The organism is Mucilaginibacter sp. (assembly GCF_039207105.1).
Lineage (GTDB): Bacteria > Bacteroidota > Bacteroidia > Sphingobacteriales > Sphingobacteriaceae > Mucilaginibacter.
The window spans coordinates 1-15,739 of sequence record NZ_JBCECK010000123.1 but is presented as its reverse complement, the minus strand read 5'-3'; the positions used below and the strand labels follow the sequence as shown (position 1 = coordinate 15,739).

At 40.9% G+C, this 15,739-nt stretch carries 16 protein-coding genes and 1 pseudogene; 7 read left to right on the top strand and 10 right to left on the bottom strand.

Annotated features, from left to right (window positions below; all coding sequences use genetic code 11):
• Together AAGC65_RS19640 and AAGC65_RS19635 are read left to right on the top strand one after the other, a co-directional pair.
• Positions 1–380, top strand: a pseudogene (locus AAGC65_RS19640) (ABC transporter substrate-binding protein); the annotation flags it as partial.
• Between the two features lie 39 nt (positions 381–419).
• Positions 420–1,187: a 5'-methylthioadenosine/adenosylhomocysteine nucleosidase gene (locus tag AAGC65_RS19635; RefSeq protein ID WP_343114164.1), complete on the top strand. Its 768-nt coding sequence runs from the start codon at positions 420–422 to the stop codon at positions 1,185–1,187.
• Positions 1,188–1,197: 10 nt separating this feature from the next.
• Here the strand turns inward: AAGC65_RS19635 and AAGC65_RS19630 are convergent, their stop codons facing one another.
• Together AAGC65_RS19630 and AAGC65_RS19625 are read right to left on the bottom strand one after the other, a co-directional pair.
• A complete protein-coding gene (locus tag AAGC65_RS19630) occupies positions 1,198–1,611 on the bottom strand; it encodes an SseB family protein (RefSeq protein WP_343114163.1) in 414 nt (137 codons plus the stop codon).
• Between the two features lie 151 nt (positions 1,612–1,762).
• Positions 1,763–4,030, bottom strand: a complete 2,268-nt coding sequence (locus AAGC65_RS19625) for an aconitate hydratase (RefSeq protein WP_343114162.1) — start codon at positions 4,028–4,030, stop codon at positions 1,763–1,765.
• 419 nt (positions 4,031–4,449) lie between these two features.
• On the opposite strand from AAGC65_RS19625, the gene AAGC65_RS19620 reads away from it, so the two are divergent.
• A complete protein-coding gene (locus AAGC65_RS19620) occupies positions 4,450–5,025 on the top strand; it encodes a GrpB family protein (RefSeq protein WP_343114161.1) in 576 nt (191 codons plus the stop codon).
• A 116-nt stretch (positions 5,026–5,141) separates the two neighbouring features.
• On the opposite strand, the gene AAGC65_RS19615 is transcribed toward AAGC65_RS19620, so the two are convergent.
• Complete coding sequence (locus AAGC65_RS19615) at positions 5,142–6,824, bottom strand: AAA family ATPase (protein WP_343114160.1); 1,683 nt, start codon at positions 6,822–6,824, stop codon at positions 5,142–5,144.
• 31 nt (positions 6,825–6,855) lie between these two features.
• Positions 6,856–7,479 (bottom strand): polysaccharide deacetylase family protein, encoded by a 624-nt coding sequence (locus AAGC65_RS19610; RefSeq protein ID WP_343114159.1) that lies wholly within the window; start codon positions 7,477–7,479, stop codon positions 6,856–6,858.
• 96 nt (positions 7,480–7,575) lie between these two features.
• On the opposite strand from AAGC65_RS19610, the gene AAGC65_RS19605 reads away from it, so the two are divergent.
• Positions 7,576–9,021, top strand: coding sequence for a TolC family protein (locus AAGC65_RS19605; RefSeq protein ID WP_343114158.1), 1,446 nt, complete (start codon positions 7,576–7,578; stop codon positions 9,019–9,021).
• A 49-nt stretch (positions 9,022–9,070) separates the two neighbouring features.
• Positions 9,071–10,405: an efflux RND transporter periplasmic adaptor subunit gene (locus AAGC65_RS19600; protein ID WP_343114157.1), complete on the top strand. Its 1,335-nt coding sequence runs from the start codon at positions 9,071–9,073 to the stop codon at positions 10,403–10,405.
• A 287-nt stretch (positions 10,406–10,692) separates the two neighbouring features.
• Here AAGC65_RS19600 and AAGC65_RS19595 read toward each other — a convergent pair whose 3' ends face one another.
• Genes AAGC65_RS19595 through AAGC65_RS19585 form a run of 3 tightly spaced genes read right to left on the bottom strand, consistent with a single transcriptional unit; the run spans position 10,693 to position 12,603 of the window.
• Positions 10,693–11,094 (bottom strand): DUF1634 domain-containing protein, encoded by a 402-nt coding sequence (locus AAGC65_RS19595; RefSeq protein ID WP_343114156.1) that lies wholly within the window; start codon positions 11,092–11,094, stop codon positions 10,693–10,695.
• Positions 11,095–11,105: 11 nt separating this feature from the next.
• A complete protein-coding gene (locus tag AAGC65_RS19590; protein WP_343114155.1) occupies positions 11,106–11,939 on the bottom strand; it encodes a sulfite exporter TauE/SafE family protein in 834 nt (277 codons plus the stop codon).
• 10 nt (positions 11,940–11,949) lie between these two features.
• Positions 11,950–12,603, bottom strand: a complete 654-nt coding sequence (locus AAGC65_RS19585) for an FCD domain-containing protein (protein ID WP_343114154.1) — start codon at positions 12,601–12,603, stop codon at positions 11,950–11,952.
• A 198-nt stretch (positions 12,604–12,801) separates the two neighbouring features.
• Here AAGC65_RS19585 and AAGC65_RS19580 point away from each other — a divergent pair, with 198 nt between their 5' ends.
• Positions 12,802–12,972 (top strand): hypothetical protein, encoded by a 171-nt coding sequence (locus tag AAGC65_RS19580; protein WP_343114153.1) that lies wholly within the window; start codon positions 12,802–12,804, stop codon positions 12,970–12,972.
• 28 nt (positions 12,973–13,000) lie between these two features.
• The gene (locus AAGC65_RS19575) at positions 13,001–13,285 is read left to right on the top strand and encodes a hypothetical protein (protein WP_343114152.1); all 285 of its coding nucleotides are present in this window, start codon (positions 13,001–13,003) and stop codon (positions 13,283–13,285) included.
• A 5-nt stretch (positions 13,286–13,290) separates the two neighbouring features.
• Here the strand turns inward: AAGC65_RS19575 and AAGC65_RS19570 are convergent, their stop codons facing one another.
• The 3 genes from AAGC65_RS19570 to AAGC65_RS19560 all read right to left on the bottom strand — a co-directional run.
• Positions 13,291–14,127 carry a glutamine amidotransferase-related protein gene (locus AAGC65_RS19570; RefSeq protein WP_343114151.1) on the bottom strand — a complete coding sequence of 279 codons (837 nt, stop codon included), beginning with the start codon at positions 14,125–14,127 and terminating at the stop codon, positions 13,291–13,293.
• Positions 14,128–14,147: 20 nt separating this feature from the next.
• Positions 14,148–14,627, bottom strand: coding sequence for a hypothetical protein (locus AAGC65_RS19565; RefSeq protein ID WP_343114150.1), 480 nt, complete (start codon positions 14,625–14,627; stop codon positions 14,148–14,150).
• 6 nt (positions 14,628–14,633) lie between these two features.
• The coding region (locus AAGC65_RS19560; RefSeq protein WP_343114149.1) for a carboxylate-amine ligase at positions 14,634–15,739 on the bottom strand (1,106 nt) is incomplete at its 5' end.

The window sequence follows — 15,739 nt, the reverse complement described above, 5'->3', positions numbered from 1 at the left end:
GTGCGAGCCTGCGCGAATTGGTATCAAAAAACGGTATTAACTTTTTTTACGGCCAATGGATAGCCGACTATCCCGACGGGGAAAACTATTTGTCGGTGTTTTACTCCAAAAACAAAATACCTTATGGGCCTAATTATACCGGCTTTAACAATAAACAGTTTGATGCTTTGTTTGAGCAAACCTACCATGTGAAAAATGATTCTGCAAGGTATGCCCTGTATCAACAAATGGATCAAATTATGATGGATCAATCACCGGTGGTGGTGCTTTACTATGATAAACTGGTTAACCTTTACCAAAAGAACATTAGCGGGTACAGTCTTAACGGGCAGAATTTGCTGGTGCTGAAAAGAGTGAAGAAGAGTCCTCCTGCTCCCTAAAGAGGAGTTAATATACTATCTATAAAAATGAATTTACCTATGAATGAAAAAGTAATTGGCATAATGGGTGCCATGCACGAAGAGATCAACAGTGTGCTTGAACTAATGACCAGTGTGGAGGAGTTCTCTTTCGGCAAAAGAACATATTATACAGGGACTATCAACGGAATTAAAACAGTGCTGGTTTTCTCGAGATGGGGCAAGGTTGCAGCCGCCACAACAGTTACAAGCCTGATCACCCGCTTTAATATTACCGACCTGATATTTATCGGTGTGGCCGGAGCTGTTGACCCTAAACTAAAAATAGGCGATGCCGTTATAGCCGCCCGCCTTATTCAGCATGATATGGATGCCCGGCCTTTAATGCCCCGGTTTGAATTACCTTTATTAGGTCTCGGCTATTTAGAAACAGAGCCAAGGCACCTTGCGGTGGCGCAGCAGGCAGTTGAAACCATGTTTAATAATGGTATCAAAGCATTTATCAGTCAGGAAGAAATTGAACGCTTTGGGTTAAATGCCCCACGTTTGTATACGGGCGATATTGCCAGCGGCGATAAGTTTTTTGCCAGTCAGGAAGATAAAGAAACATTGCACGCCGCACTCCCTGAAACCTTATGTGTAGAAATGGAAGGTGCTGCGGTGGCCCAGGTTTGTTACGAGTATGAGGTGCCTTTTGTAGTTATCCGGATAATTTCAGATGAGTGTAATGAAAATTCATCTATTGATTTTCCGGATTTTATTCAAAATGTATCCAGCAGGTACGCTCATCGTATCATTGAGAACATATTTGAATTAGGGATCAGCTAAGAGGAGGTTATTATGAGTTAATGGTGCCATCGAGTATTCTTTCAATTTCTTCAGGAAGAATCTCCTTGGCATACTCAGAATAAGGGTTTAATATTAGTGTTTTATCTCTTAGGGCTTTAAGAAGGCTTTCGCCCGTAAGTTCCAGAAAATTTACCTGCTCTTTAATTATTCCTTCATCGAAAATCCTGTTCGTTGATGTAAATATGGGTATTTTATGATTTTTTAACTTTACGATCTGGACCTTTGTACCTTGAGTTGTAATAGAATATCCCTCGGGAATTGTATTAGTATTATGAATAACAAATAGTTTTTCAGTTAATATTCTTTCATAAAGCTCAGTACGATAAGCAGGGTCAATAACAGCTTTTTTTAAAAGAATTTCAAAGCTGTATTTTCTTCTTTTAACGATGTTAAATAATGCCATAAGGTTTTGGGTAATTAGCTCAAAATTAGAAACTTATTTTTAATTCTGTTGTCTCCCGGTCACAATTTATCTTCACAAAAAAAGCCTCCCTTATCAGGAGGCTTTTTAAATATTCAACATTCCGAAATAGAAATTTCGATATCCGAAATAATTACGATGCCATTTGTTTGCGGATAATGTTCAGCGCGCCACCGGCTTTAAACCACTCAATTTGCTGTGCATTGTAAGTGTGGTTTACCGGGAACGACTCTACCGAACCATCTTTGTGGTTCAATACAACGGTTAACTGTTGGCCTGGGGCAAAAGTAGTTAAGCCGTCAATGTCGATAACGTCATCTTCCTGAATTTTATCGTAGTCGTTAGTATCAGCAAAGGTGATACCCAACATACCTTGTTTTTTAAGGTTGGTTTCGTGGATACGGGCAAATGATTTTACCAATATGGCACGAACGCCCAGGTGACGTGGCTCCATAGCCGCATGCTCACGTGATGAACCTTCGCCATAGTTTTCATCGCCTACTACAATGGTACCGATGCCATGCGCCTTGTAATCGCGCTGGGTGGCAGGTACAGGACCATATTCGCCGGTTATTTCATTTTTAACGCTATCAGCAGTGTTGTTAAAATAGTTGATAGCACCGATAAGCATGTTGTTAGAGATGTTATCCAGGTGACCGCGGAATTTCAACCATGGACCAGCCATAGAGATATGATCTGTTGTACACTTGCCTTTAGCTTTAATTAACAGTTTCAGGCCTTTAATGTCGGTACCTTCCCAAGGAGTAAATGGCTCTAACAATTGCAGACGTGATGACTTTGGATCAACAATAACCTGAACTGTGCTGCCATCTTCGGCCGGGGCCTGATAGCCTGCATCTTCAACGGCGTAACCTTTAACCGGCATTTCAATACCTTGTGGCTCGTCAAACTTAACTTGTTCGCCGGCTTCGTTGGTAAGGGTATCAGTTAATGGGTTGAAAGTTAAATCACCTGCGATAGCAAACGCGGTAACAATTTCCGGAGATGCTACGAAAGCGTGTGTATTAGGGTTACCATCCTGGCGTTTAGCGAAGTTACGGTTAAACGAAGTGATGATAGAGTTTTTGCGGGTAGGGTCGTCTGTATGACGGGCCCATTGACCAATACATGGTCCGCAGGCGTTAGCCAATACCACACCGCCCATATCACCAAAAGTATCTAAGTAACCGTCGCGTTCAACAGTGTAGCGTACCAGCTCAGATCCCGGAGTAATGGTGAACTCAGCTTTGGTTTTTAATTTTTTATCGATAGCCTGTTTCGCTATAGATGCAGAACGGGTAATATCCTCGTATGATGAGTTGGTACAAGAACCGATCAAACCAACTTCTAATTTCGCAGGCCAGTTGTTTTCTTTAACAGCGGTAGCAAATTTAGAGATGGGCCATGCCAGATCCGGAGTGAACGGACCGTTTACATGTGGTTCCAACTCGCTCAGGTTAATTTCGATCACCTGATCAAAATATTGCTCAGGATTAGCATAAACTTCTTCGTCGCCGGTCAAGTGTTCAGCAATAGCGTTTGCTAATTCAGCAATGTCACCACGTTTAGTACCTGAAAGGTAAGCAGCAGCTTTTTCATCATATCCGAAGATAGAGGTTGTAGCGCCAATCTCAGCACCCATGTTACAAATGGTACCTTTACCTGTAGCTGAAAGTGAACGTGCACCTTCGCCAAAATATTCAACGATAGCACCGGTACCACCTTTTACGGTAAGTATACCAGCCACTTTTAATATCACGTCTTTTGCTGATGTCCAGCCAGAAAGTTTACCGGTTAACTTAACACCGATCAGTTTAGGGAATTTAAGCTCCCAGGGTAAACCAGCCATTACGTCGCAGGCATCGGCACCGCCAACACCAATGGCGATCATACCTAAACCACCCGCGTTAGGCGTATGTGAATCTGTACCGATCATCATACCGCCCGGGAAAGCGTAATTTTCTAAAACAACCTGATGAATGATACCTGCACCGGCTTTCCAGAAACCAATACCATATTTATCAGAAACCGAAGCCAGGAAATCATAAACCTCACGGTTTACGTCAACGGCTGTATTTAAATCGGCAACGGCGCCAACTTTTGCTTGTATAAGGTGATCGCAGTGTACGGTAGAGGGTACAGCAACCTGCGGGCGACCAGCTTGCATAAATTGCAGCAATGCCATTTGCGCTGTTGCATCCTGCATGGCCACGCGGTCTGGTGCAAAATCAACATAATCTACTCCACGGCTAAATGCTTTTTGAGCATCGCCTTCAGAAAGGTGGGCGTATAATATTTTTTCGGTTAAAGTAAGATGTTTACCGGTCGCTTTGCGGGCAGCATCCACACGGGTGCTGTAGCGGTCGTAAACTTTTTTGATCATATCTAAATCAAAAGCCATTTGTATTTGATTTTTAGGTGAAAAGTAAAAGAAATTACCACCAAATTCACGATGTGAACTCAGTGCGGCGAATTTACAAAAATTACACCTAAAACCTGTTAGTCAATCGGGTAAATGTTATTTGGAGAGGTTCTAAATAGAAGCAGGCGTCTGAATCAGAATTTGCAGAATTGAAGAATTTACAGAATTGAATTTGGTAGGTCGTTGCTGTTGTTTGAATGAAATAGAAGATGGTTATTTCGACGAGGAAGAAGGAGCAATATTCTGCACAATGCAATCTCTAAGCGCAAAAGATTTCTCTTTCGCGTTATCCGCATTCCCTCTCATGCTCCCTCGAAATGACAACCGTTTTGTTTCTTGCAGGGCTAACAATAAAAAAATATCCAATATAAATATGCTTTTTCCCTTAATTCGCTTTTATGAAAATAACGATAACCGAATACCAGGATAGCTGGCCTGCAATGTTTGCCCGTGAAAAGGAACAGATCAACAACATACTGGCATTTTTACATCCGGTTATTGTCCATATTGGCAGCACATCTGTACCCGGGCTTTGCGCTAAACCGATCATTGATATCATGATCGGGGTAAAAAATGCCGATGATCTGGATAAAACCATTGAACCTATGCGGCAGGAGTACACCTACGTAAGAATGTATGAACCCGATTGGCCAGAAAGGCGTTATTTCTGCAGATACAAAAGTGATGACGGGAGAACAGTACCATCTCTTATTGATGTAGGTGATAGTCCCACGGTTAAGCAGGGGTTAACCTCTTTAACCCACATCCATACCTTTGTAAAGGATACTGATGATTGGATTAGACATATTGCTTTCAGGGATTACCTGGCTGCTCATCCAAACGAACGTGATGCTTATTGCCGGATTAAGCAAGAGATATCCAAAGCCGAGTTTGACAATATGATAAGCTACAATGATGCCAAGAACGACTTTGTAAAAAATATGCAGCAAAAGGCGTTGAAATGGTATAAGTAAATTTTTATGAATTGGGATTTACAGAATTAAAGAATGAATAGAATTATACGCTCCCAATAGCTTTGAACTCTTGGCCTGACAGGGCTAAACTTACATCATTATAACCACAAGGTACGCTAAGCTATTGAGGTCATTATTTTATTTTTTACGAAGTCTCTTGCTAATTGCAAATCAGGGTTATTAAGAATATCTTTTTCCAAGACTTTATTTACCCATTTTGGTCCGTGAAGTGCAAAACTTTTATCAAAAGCTTCAATCTCTCCAATATCAAGGACAAAAATACCTTTGGCTTCTAATGCAGTATTTAGTTCGTTATAGGCTCTTGTCGCTTCTCCGGATGGAATAAACGATTTTCCATTTAATTTAGCTTCAGACCACGGTGAGGCTTTTTTGAGCTTATCTTTAATTCTTGATATGTCATTGTCGGAAACGGTCTTTTCAGTAATCTCAGTAAAAATTGATTCTATGGCTTCTTTTAAATCCGATCTATCTAATTCTGGTTTCTTTTTATCAATAGCATTTTTTACTATTCTGAAATTTTTCTCAATATCAAGCCAATTTCCACCAAAGCCTTCAAACATATATCTAATTGGATTTTCATTATTGAACAGATCAAAATCACAAATTACTTTTAACGGAACATTTATTTTTTGTAAAGCATTAATTACTATTGGGAAACGATGTTTACCTCCACATTGAACGAATAAAATGTCAGGTGCTGTGTCGCCTTTAGCTTCTGATATAGAGGTTAGAATAGCTGAAAAAAAACGGCAATCGGAATCGCTTTCACATACTACTACTTCTGAATGAAACAAGCCATCTAAAATATTGGAATGTCTAAGTAGCGAGTCACTCCATATATTCTTAATTTCATCATTTTGCAGTAATGAGTATGTATTTATATCATTTTCTCTCTGTATTCGGATAATATTTAATCGCTCGCCAGCGTAATCTAATAATCCTTTTAAAAAATGTTCGCTATGGGTAGCAATAAAGAATTGCTTATCCAAATCCAGTTCTTTAGAAATCATTTGACCAAGGAGCTTGGCTTGCGGTGGATGCAGGAAAGCTTCTGGTTCATCTACTATATTAATCGACATATCTCTTGCATATAAATTTAAAAAAACGTTCGTAAAACTTTTCATGCCATCTCCTTGCTCATGTAACAAAGGAAGCTTCGATAATTCATCTAAATATTTTTCAGATACGCGATCATTGATAGCATCGTATTCCGGAGCTTTACCGACATGTAGTGGAACTAAGCTACCGGCTCCTCTATTTACAATTATATCTTTTCCGAAAGCGTTTTTGAAATAGCTATTAAATTTAAACTCCATGCTATCTCTTCTTTGTATAATATGAATAGCGTGCTGAGGAGGAGCGGTGAGGCGATTTATATTTTGAGGCGGTGATATCCCATCAAGTCTTTGACTGGTAAATAGTTGTTGTGCAAAAAAAGGTTTTGCGTCTCCCAAACGGCTGGTTAAATGACCAAACGCGTAATTAGTGTTAGCTTTGTGCAATCTTCCTCCAATTGTAGTGAAAAATGCGCTTTCATGAATTGGAAATTGTTCTAAATAACCCAAAAATGTATTTTCATCAAAAGGTACATTTATAGATAACGTTTTTACTAAAATTTTGCTTGAACTCACATTTGACAATAGGGAGTCAATATCCTTTAGTATGGCACTTTTGCCTGTATTATTAGGACCTACAAAAACATTTATAGAGTTTTTTTTAAGATTAAGATTGTAGTCATTTTTGAAGGTTATTTTGTCAATCCAAAGATGAGGTTTCATATATTTTTTTTGCTAAAATACATTTTATCCGTTATTTCAATACCCCAAACTCATATCCCGCCTTACTCCAGGCTTCCAAAGCTTTCGGTAAAACGTACTTAACCCGGTCATAAGCCTTCAGGCTATCGTGAAAAACAATGATAGAGCCGGGTTCGGTATGCTTCAATACATTTTGCAGGCAGGCCTTGGGGCTTAGGTTAATATCAAAATCGCCGCTTAGTACATCCCACATCAATATTTTAATATCCGGCCGGACGGTTTGCAGCGCTTTAATTTGTTGTCTTTTAATGCGGCCGTAAGGGGGGCGAAAAAGCGGAGTGTTCAATACTTCATCGGCCAGTAAAAAATTATCCCGGTAGGTTTCGGTATCTGTTTTCCAGCCTTTTAAATGATTGTAGGTGTGATTGCCTATGGCATGGCCATCGTTGGTTAACTGCTCAAAAATATCGGGATGCTTGTTCACATTATCGCCTATACAAAAAAAGGTGGCTTTCGCATTATATTGTTTTAAAATATTTAATATGTGTGTTGTAACAATTGGTATAGGGCCATCGTCAAAAGTGAGATAAATGCAGCGGTTAGTTGGTCGGTTAATTTTCCATATAAGTTCGGGATATAGCTTTTTAAGCAACCAGGGTGTTTTAACCAGATACATATAAAAATCGAGAGTTAAATGTTTAATTTAAAAATAAACAAAAATGAACATTGCAAGGTAAGCATCCGATGCTTACCATTGTAGCAGAAAAACTTTATGAAACCAAAACTATCACTACCCGTAAAAACAACTCTCGTTTGCACTTTTCTGTTTTCGGCACTCAGTTTTCATGCTAAAGCCCAGGAAGTAATTACCTTACAGAAAGCAATAGACCTAACCCTTGAGCGTAACCTCACCATTAAGCAGGCTCAGTTTACCGAAGCCTTGTCTGATGAAGATCTGAAACAGTCAAAATACAATCAATTACCCAACGTTTCTGCAAATCCGCAGGGAACATTCAATTTTGGCCGTAATATTGACCCATCTACCAACCAGTTCATTAACCAGCGTATATTTGCCATAAACGGTAACGTAACCGCTCAAATTACTGTGTTTCAGGGTGGGCAGTTGCGTAATCAGGTAATTCAAAACAAAATATTGCTTGATGCCAATAAAACTTCTACCGCCAAAGTTAAGAATGATTTAATACTGAACGTGGTTACTACGTTTTTACAGGTGTTAACCAACCAGGATCTGGTGCAGGCCTCAAAACAGCAAATTGAAATTTCAAAGCTGACTTTAGACCGTGCGCAAAAAAACTTTAACGTAGGTAATCAAACCCTGGCCGATCTGTCGCAAGCCAAAGCCCAGGTTTCAACCTCTGAACTGGATTATACCAATTCAGAAAACCAGCTGGAGTTATCTATGCTTACTTTAAAGCAATACATGGAAATGAACCCGGCTACCGAAATAGCTGTTGAAAAACCGGATATCGGCAAAATGAATGATATTAAAACACTGTACGACCCACAGGATATACTAAAAACAGCTTTAACGGTAAACCCTGATGTATTGCTTGCCGAAATTCAGCAGAAATCATACGAGCAAGCTATCAGAGTTGCCCGGGCTGCTTATTATCCTACCGTTACATTGTTTGGCCAGGCGGGTTCATACTATTCAGGTGCTAAAAATGTTCCGTACAATACCGCACTCACCGGGCAGTTTAGTCCAATTGGTATTGTTCAAAACACACAGCAGGTAGTTGTTGCACCAGTTGCCCAAAGTTTATTCAAAGCCAATCCGCTTTTTACACAATTTGGCGACAACTTTAACCAGGCAGCCGGTGTAAGTTTAAAGATCCCTATTTTTGGTCAGTTCAGTGCACGTACCTCTGTACGTAAGGCAAAAATACAAGCGCAAAATGCCGAGGTAACTGCTCAGCTGGCTCGTAATAACCTAAGTAAAATTATTTACCAGGCAGTTTGGGACCTGCGTGCGGCTGAAAAGAAATTTACATCAACCACGCAAACTTATAATGCCAACAAAGACGCATTTAATATTACACAGCAACGTTTTACAGTAGGTTTGGTTAACTCGCTTGATTATAATACCTCATTAACCAATCTGAACAAATCGCAGTTTGATATGATCGAGGCTAAATATCAGTTGATATTCAGGAGTAAGGTAATTGATTATTACCTGGGTAACGCAATAACGCTTTAATCAATAAGCATAATTTAAAACATCATAAGAAATATCCAATCGCATAGTCATGGGAAAAACTACTAAATATATTTTGATTGGCCTGGGAGCAATAGTTGTGCTGCTTATCATAGCAAAAGCTACCGGTTTAATTGGTAAACCAACCCTAACCCAGATAGCTACTGAAAAAGCTGATGTGCGCGAAATAGATGAAACCGTATCAGCCAGCGGAAAAATAAAACCACACGTGGAGGTTAAAATAACATCAGAAGTATCTGGCGAGGTTGTGGAACTACCTATAAAGGAGGGTGATGTGGTTAAAAAAGGCCAGCTGGTTTGCCGTGTACGCCCGGATATATTAAAATCGGGCTATGACAGGGCTGTGGCATCATACAGTACCCAGAAAGCCAGCGTAGGCAACTCGGCCCAGATGTTAAAGCAGGCTGAAGCAACATTTGTTAACCAGGAAGCTATTTTTAAACGCAGTAAAACTCTTTTTGACAGCAAGGTGCTTACCGTATCCGAATATGATAATGCCAAAGCCAGTTATGAAAACGCCAAAGCCAGTTTAGAAGCCGCCAGGCAAAACCTGGTAGGGGCACAGTTTGGCTTGCTGCAGTCATCAGCATCGGTTAAAGAAGCTCAGGATAACCTGGCTAAAACAAGTTTATATTCTCCGGTTGATGGTGTGGTGTCAAAACTGCTGATTGAGAAAGGTGAGCGTGTACTGGGTACCCAGCAATTTGCCGGTACCGAGATCATGACCATATCTGACCTGAGCAAAATGGATGTAAATGTTGATGTGAACGAAAACGATATCAACCGCATTTCGTTAGGTGATGGAGCTAATATTGAGATCGACGCGTTCCTGGGTAAAAAATTTAACGGCTCTGTAATTGAGATCGGGAGCTCGGCCAACGTAATAGGTACCACTGCCGATCAGGTGACTAACTTTACCGTGAAAGTGCGTATAGATGCCAATTCTTACGCCAATTTATTGAAAAAGACGGTTGATAATCCTTCACCTTTCCGCCCGGGATTAACAGCTACGGTTGATATCAACACCAATCACGTTAAAGCCATGTCGGTTCCTATCCAGTCTGTAACTACCCGTGACGAAAAAAAGGAAACCAATGGCCCGCCAGCTAAGGATGATGATAAAAACAAACCTGCCATTAGTGCCCCGGCAAAAGAGTATGTGTTTATATACAATGCGGGCAAGCTGAAACAGGTGCAAGTAACCACAGGTATTCAGAATGATACTTATATACAGATCTTATCTGGTTTAAAAGGCGGCGACGAAGTGGTATCTGCCCCATATTCGGCCATATCAAAAACATTGGCCGATGGCATGATTGTTGAAAAGGTTGATAAATCAAAACTGTTTAATACGGAGAGTAAGTAACTATTTAATAAGCAAAAGAGACACATGTAATGTGTTTCTGCAAAAGGTATCATAGAGACGCATCACACGCGTCTCTTTTTTGATATTGTTTGGTGTTGTCATCATAAGTTTACGGATGGTTTTTAATTCCCTCCCCGGGGAGGGGGGGAATTGTGCAATGGCAGGGAGGGGTTTATAAGACATTTCAATGAATAACCGCGTCCAATAAAACACCTCCCTACACCCTCCCAGGGGAGGGAATCGCACCTACCTTCACTTTTTATCCCTATTGTCACTAACAATTCCCCTTACACCTTTAACCCGCCAAAAATGCTAAACAGCATTACGCTTAATACAACAAGGGTTATCAGAATGTAGAGCTTATCTTTTTCAAACACGAAACCTACCAGCGAAAAAAATATGCGCAAAATGGGGGTGGCTATCAGTACTAAAACGCCCAACTGAATAATGCCCTTCGCGTTAAATGATTCTGCACCGCTAAGTATTTGCCCGAAGGTAGTAAAGCCTGCCTTTTCACCAATGAATACATGGTAGTGTGGAATGGCGCTGTGTTGGTACTGGAACAAATAAATTATACCGCCTATAAGCACAATCAGGCTCGCGGTTACTACACCATACCTGAGCAGGTAACCAATCAATTTTTCAATATCCTGATCAGGGTCCAATGTTTTTGAAAGTATCTTTTTCATGACGATAGGTTTTAAAATTTGTGATTATAGCCGTTAAATATCATTTCGACGGCAACAAAAGTGATGGCAACGCAAAAGATATATTTAAGTACTTTAGGGTCCATCCGAGTAAGTAATTTGGAACCGGTGAAAGCCCCGCCTAACACGCCTAACATTACCGGGAAAGCGATGCCTGGATCCATATAGCCTCTTTGCAGGTATACTATAGCACTGGCCGCAGCAGTGACACCGATCATGAAATTACTGGTAGTAGTACTCACCTTAAAAGGGATGCGCATGGTTGAATCCATCGCCAACACCTTTAGCGCGCCTGAACCAATACCTAAAAGCCCTGATAAAACGCCGGCTAAGGTCATGATAGAAAAACCTGCACCTACATTTTTAAGTTTATACTCCACCTCGCCGTCTTTGGTAGGATAGCTGCTGTTTAGTTTTAATTTGTAGGATAGTTTGCTGCCCTCAGTTATGGCTGCCATATTCTTTTTTCTGAGCGTCATGGCTGCCGAGAACAGCAATATGGCGCCAAATAATATAGCTATGGTATTAGTTGGCGTATATACGGCAATTAAAGCCCCGCATACCGCGCCTACAGTGGTGGCCATTTCCAAAAACATGCCCAGGCGTATATTGGTAATGCCCTCCTTAATATAAGCACTGGCCGCACCCGACGAATTGGCTATTGATGCCAGCAATGCCGCACCAATGGCATATCGTATATCTACATGGAATACAAGGGTTAGCAATGGTATAACAACTACCCCGCCGCCTAAACCGGTAAGCGAGCCAACCAAACCGGCCAGGTAGGCCCCGGCCAATAAAATCAAAGTGAATGTTAGTATGGTCATGATGAAAGTATTAATAATTATTATCTAAAATTTGCTGTATCAGTTGGCCCGCTTGTTTAACTTTTTGAGCCTTGATGGCTTTAAACAACTGCTCATGTAAGTGATGGCTCATGGCGAAGTGGCCGATACCCTGTGCTTCCCGTTTTGAAAAGAAATCGCGGATGATGAGGGTGAAGCTTTCGTAAAGATCGGCCAGCACGTTATTGAGGGAGGCATGCGCTATGGCCATGTGAAAAGCGATGTCGGCATCAACGCAGGCCTGGCGATTTTCTGATTGTATAGCCAGTTTGCGGTTTTCAAGGCTTTGCTCAATTTGGGCAATATGCACCAACGAATTATTTTCTGCTGCCAGCTTTACTATTTCGCCCTCTAATAATTTACGTACAGCGTTGATCTGGTCAAAATCAGCACGTTTCAGGCGTTGTTCAATAGTTTCTGTGTTTACAGATGAGTTTACAAAAGTACCCGAGCCCTGCTGTACTTTTAATATGCCTGCTGTGGCCAGTGTTTTAATAGCTTCCCTGATAGATGATCGGCCTACGCCGTACAATTGCATTAATTCAGGTTCGGCGGGTATTTTTTCATTAAACTTGAACTTACCCTGCGCAATGTCATTTTTGATGAGCTTGATAACACGGTTGCTAAGCGATTCTCTTTTTTCCATAACGATGAATTTAACACTACAAAGATATGATGTTTTAAATTAAACATCTGATGTTTAATTTAGTTTATGACATTGAGATGAAAAGCGGGTAGTATATCGGCAAAACTTGAATAATAAAAAAATCTAATAGTAGAACTCTGAGTATGAGGGCAAAATGGGCATCATATTTGATTTAGTTTTACTCTAAACTTAATGACTATGGGATTTGGACGATTACTTAAAGTAGGAAAAGCGCAATTTGAAAAGGTTCTTTTAGGCCTTATAAAGCGCAAAAACTATAATGTGCATTATAGTTATACCAATATGGATTACTATATAAGTGGCGATGATGCTACGCTGAATAAACTGCAGCAGGCTTTAAGTCACTAAATGGTGTCCTGAAAAAACAACAATGGCAATGGCGGAGAAGGCATATATAATAGAAATAGAACAAAGCATACACAACGATTTCTTTCTCAGCTTTGCTGACGAAACCTGTGGTGTTTCACTATGTCCTGTGCCTTATGCTACAGGCGAATATGTTTTCACCACCAGCATGTTGCTTGCCCTTATAGATTGCCTGGACTGGAATTTTTACCGTTTCTTTAATTCCGATGACGTCCTTACGGCCCAAAGAATGAAAAGTTTGAATGACCTGCTGGTTTACCTGAACCAACAGCTCATTCAAAATATGGTTTCTTAAAGCTGTTACATTACGCCCTGAAGGCTCAATACTGCCTGATCCAGAAAATTAGGTATCAGGGTTTGCCGGGTATGGGTTAATTTATCCGGATCGTTCAGGCGGTCGAGCATTTCGTTGTATTTTGCCTCGCCATGCTCGTTTACTACTTCCTGTTTTTTCTCATCCTTCAACAACAGGGTTTTCATACCGGTGGTACCTGCCTCGGGGTGAAACTGCGTTGCAAAAAAGTAATCATTATAACGGATGGCCATCATGGCCCGTGGCAGATCAATGTGCGGGCGTTCTTTTTCGATAGATACCAGCTGCATGCCCAATTCTGCAAAACGTTTTTCATCGGGGTTGATCACCTGCCAGCTGCGCGAGTCGACCGCGTAAAAAGGATTGGCAAGGCCTGCCAAAATAGGTTCATCGGTACCAGCCAAAGTTTTGTTTACCGGCAATACCCCAAATGAAGGCGAGCGGCGCATATTAATATCACCCAGTTTATAATGGCGGCACATGAGCTGAAAAGAGTGGCACACGAACAGCATATGCTTTTTGTCAGTATGGTTACCCTGGTTATGATCTTCCAGTTTATCGGTGAGGTTAAAGTATTTTTTCTCCCACTCGGTACCTTCGCTGATCAGCGGATCGCCGGGGCCTCCGCTTGAAATATAAATGTCAAAATCTGTTCCTGGCATTTCGCAGCGCTTGCGCACGTCAAAAATGCTGTAGCTTAAATTCAGACCGTGTTGTGTTTTGTAAATGTTTAAAATATCCTGGAAACCGCGCATCCCCTCGTTTGCTATCCCATCATAAAGATCAAGTATCGCTACCCTGATTTCCGGTTTAGTTGTTGCCATATTAGCTTTATTTTATTTTGTTAAATACGAGTGCGTCTTTGAATATCAAATTTGTCTTTATCATATCTATCTTCCTCGTCATAATAGTTTATAGTAAAGGAAAATTTGAAATCGCAATCGGTTAAAAAAAAAGTATTTTGATAAGTAGACTTTGCTGCTTCCAAACATTTATAAAGCGAAGATTGAGTATTAGCTTTAAACATTCCACATATCTCAACCTCGTCAACGAAAATATAGCACAAATCGTTTTCGTTTATGGAGTTGAATGTTTCAAATAAAAGTTTTGAATCTTTTAATGTTGCGTTACCTTCAATCATCTCATCATCACTTTTGACTATCGGAAATAATTGCTTTATACTATCCAATACTTTATCTGATTGTTCTAAGTCGATGTACTCTAAATCCTTTAGATTTAAGTTGATAAAAAATTGTTCGTAATCCTTTAACTTAAATCTGCCCGCATTTTTTCTAAGCAGCAAATTCAATCTTTCATTTCGCATAACCTCTTATAATCCCTTTAAAGTTTGCGAGGTAATATAGTCTACCACGTCTGCAAAGTTATTATTTTGTTGGTAAATGGCTAACTGCCTGTCGGCCCCGGTGCCGTGTTCCAGTATTTTATGCACGTATTGCAGGTCGTCGCGCGAACCCAGATCATCAACCACATCATCAACAAAGTCCAATAGTTCCAAAACCAGCGAACGGGTATTCACCTCCATTTCTTTACCAAAGTCGATCATCTTACCGTCGATACCATAACGTGCCGCCCGCCATTTATTTTCATTAATGAGGGCACGTGAGTAGGTGATAAACTTCATGTTTTGCTGCCTTAGTTTATAAAGCTTAGCACACAGTGCCTGGAACAGAGCGGTAAAAGCAATGGTTTCATCAACCAGCATAGGGCAATCGCAAATACGAAACTCAATAGTTTCAAAAAAGGGGTGTACGCGGATATCCCACCATATTTTTTTAGCATTATCAATACAGTTGGTTTTTACCAGCAGCTTAATATAGCTATCATACTCCTCCACGCTGCTGAAAACATCAGGTATGCCGGTACGCGGAAATTTATCAAACACCTTGGTGCGGAACGATTTGAAGCCGGTATTGCGCCCCTCCCAAAAAGGTGAATTAGTGGACAGCGCAAACACATGGGGTAAAAAATACCTCACCTGGTTGGCAATGTGTATAGCCATATCCCGCGATTGGATGCCCACATGTACATGTAAGCCAAAAATGAGATTTGAACGGGCGGCTTCCTGCATTTCATCAACAATTTCAAAATACCGCGGATGATCTGTAATCAACTGATGCTGCCAGTGCGAAAAAGGGTGGGTGCCTGCCGCGCCAATGCGCAAACCAATATCACCGGCCAACTGGGCCACGGTGGTGCGCAGCTTGCCCACCTCGGCGCGGGCCTCCTGGGTATTGCGGCAAATGTGGGTGCCCACCTCAACCACGGCCTGGTGCATTTCGGCCTTTACCTGGTCTTCATGGATCTTTTGGGCACTATCCACAATTTTTTGCTCATGCGATTTCAGTTCCCTCGATACGGGGTCAATCACCATAAATTCTTCTTCAACACCTAAGGTAAACTCGTTCATAATTGGTT

What these genes read in the sequence shown, in the direction of transcription:
- AAGC65_RS19635 (WP_343114164.1), top strand. Translation starts at nt 420, where the DNA reads ATGAATGAAAAAGTAATTGGCATAATGGGTGCCATGCACGAAGAGATC.
- AAGC65_RS19630 (WP_343114163.1), bottom strand. Translation starts at nt 1,611, where the DNA reads ATGGCATTATTTAACATCGTTAAAAGAAGAAAATACAGCTTTGAAATT.
- AAGC65_RS19625 (WP_343114162.1), bottom strand. Translation starts at nt 4,030, where the DNA reads ATGGCTTTTGATTTAGATATGATCAAAAAAGTTTACGACCGCTACAGC.
- AAGC65_RS19620 (WP_343114161.1), top strand. Translation starts at nt 4,450, where the DNA reads ATGAAAATAACGATAACCGAATACCAGGATAGCTGGCCTGCAATGTTT.
- AAGC65_RS19615 (WP_343114160.1), bottom strand. Translation starts at nt 6,824, where the DNA reads ATGAAACCTCATCTTTGGATTGACAAAATAACCTTCAAAAATGACTAC.
- AAGC65_RS19610 (WP_343114159.1), bottom strand. Translation starts at nt 7,479, where the DNA reads ATGTATCTGGTTAAAACACCCTGGTTGCTTAAAAAGCTATATCCCGAA.
- AAGC65_RS19605 (WP_343114158.1), top strand. Translation starts at nt 7,576, where the DNA reads ATGAAACCAAAACTATCACTACCCGTAAAAACAACTCTCGTTTGCACT.
- AAGC65_RS19600 (WP_343114157.1), top strand. Translation starts at nt 9,071, where the DNA reads ATGGGAAAAACTACTAAATATATTTTGATTGGCCTGGGAGCAATAGTT.
- AAGC65_RS19595 (WP_343114156.1), bottom strand. Translation starts at nt 11,094, where the DNA reads ATGAAAAAGATACTTTCAAAAACATTGGACCCTGATCAGGATATTGAA.
- AAGC65_RS19590 (WP_343114155.1), bottom strand. Translation starts at nt 11,939, where the DNA reads ATGACCATACTAACATTCACTTTGATTTTATTGGCCGGGGCCTACCTG.
- AAGC65_RS19585 (WP_343114154.1), bottom strand. Translation starts at nt 12,603, where the DNA reads ATGGAAAAAAGAGAATCGCTTAGCAACCGTGTTATCAAGCTCATCAAA.
- AAGC65_RS19580 (WP_343114153.1), top strand. Translation starts at nt 12,802, where the DNA reads ATGGGATTTGGACGATTACTTAAAGTAGGAAAAGCGCAATTTGAAAAG.
- AAGC65_RS19575 (WP_343114152.1), top strand. Translation starts at nt 13,001, where the DNA reads ATGGCGGAGAAGGCATATATAATAGAAATAGAACAAAGCATACACAAC.
- AAGC65_RS19570 (WP_343114151.1), bottom strand. Translation starts at nt 14,127, where the DNA reads ATGGCAACAACTAAACCGGAAATCAGGGTAGCGATACTTGATCTTTAT.
- AAGC65_RS19565 (WP_343114150.1), bottom strand. Translation starts at nt 14,627, where the DNA reads ATGCGAAATGAAAGATTGAATTTGCTGCTTAGAAAAAATGCGGGCAGA.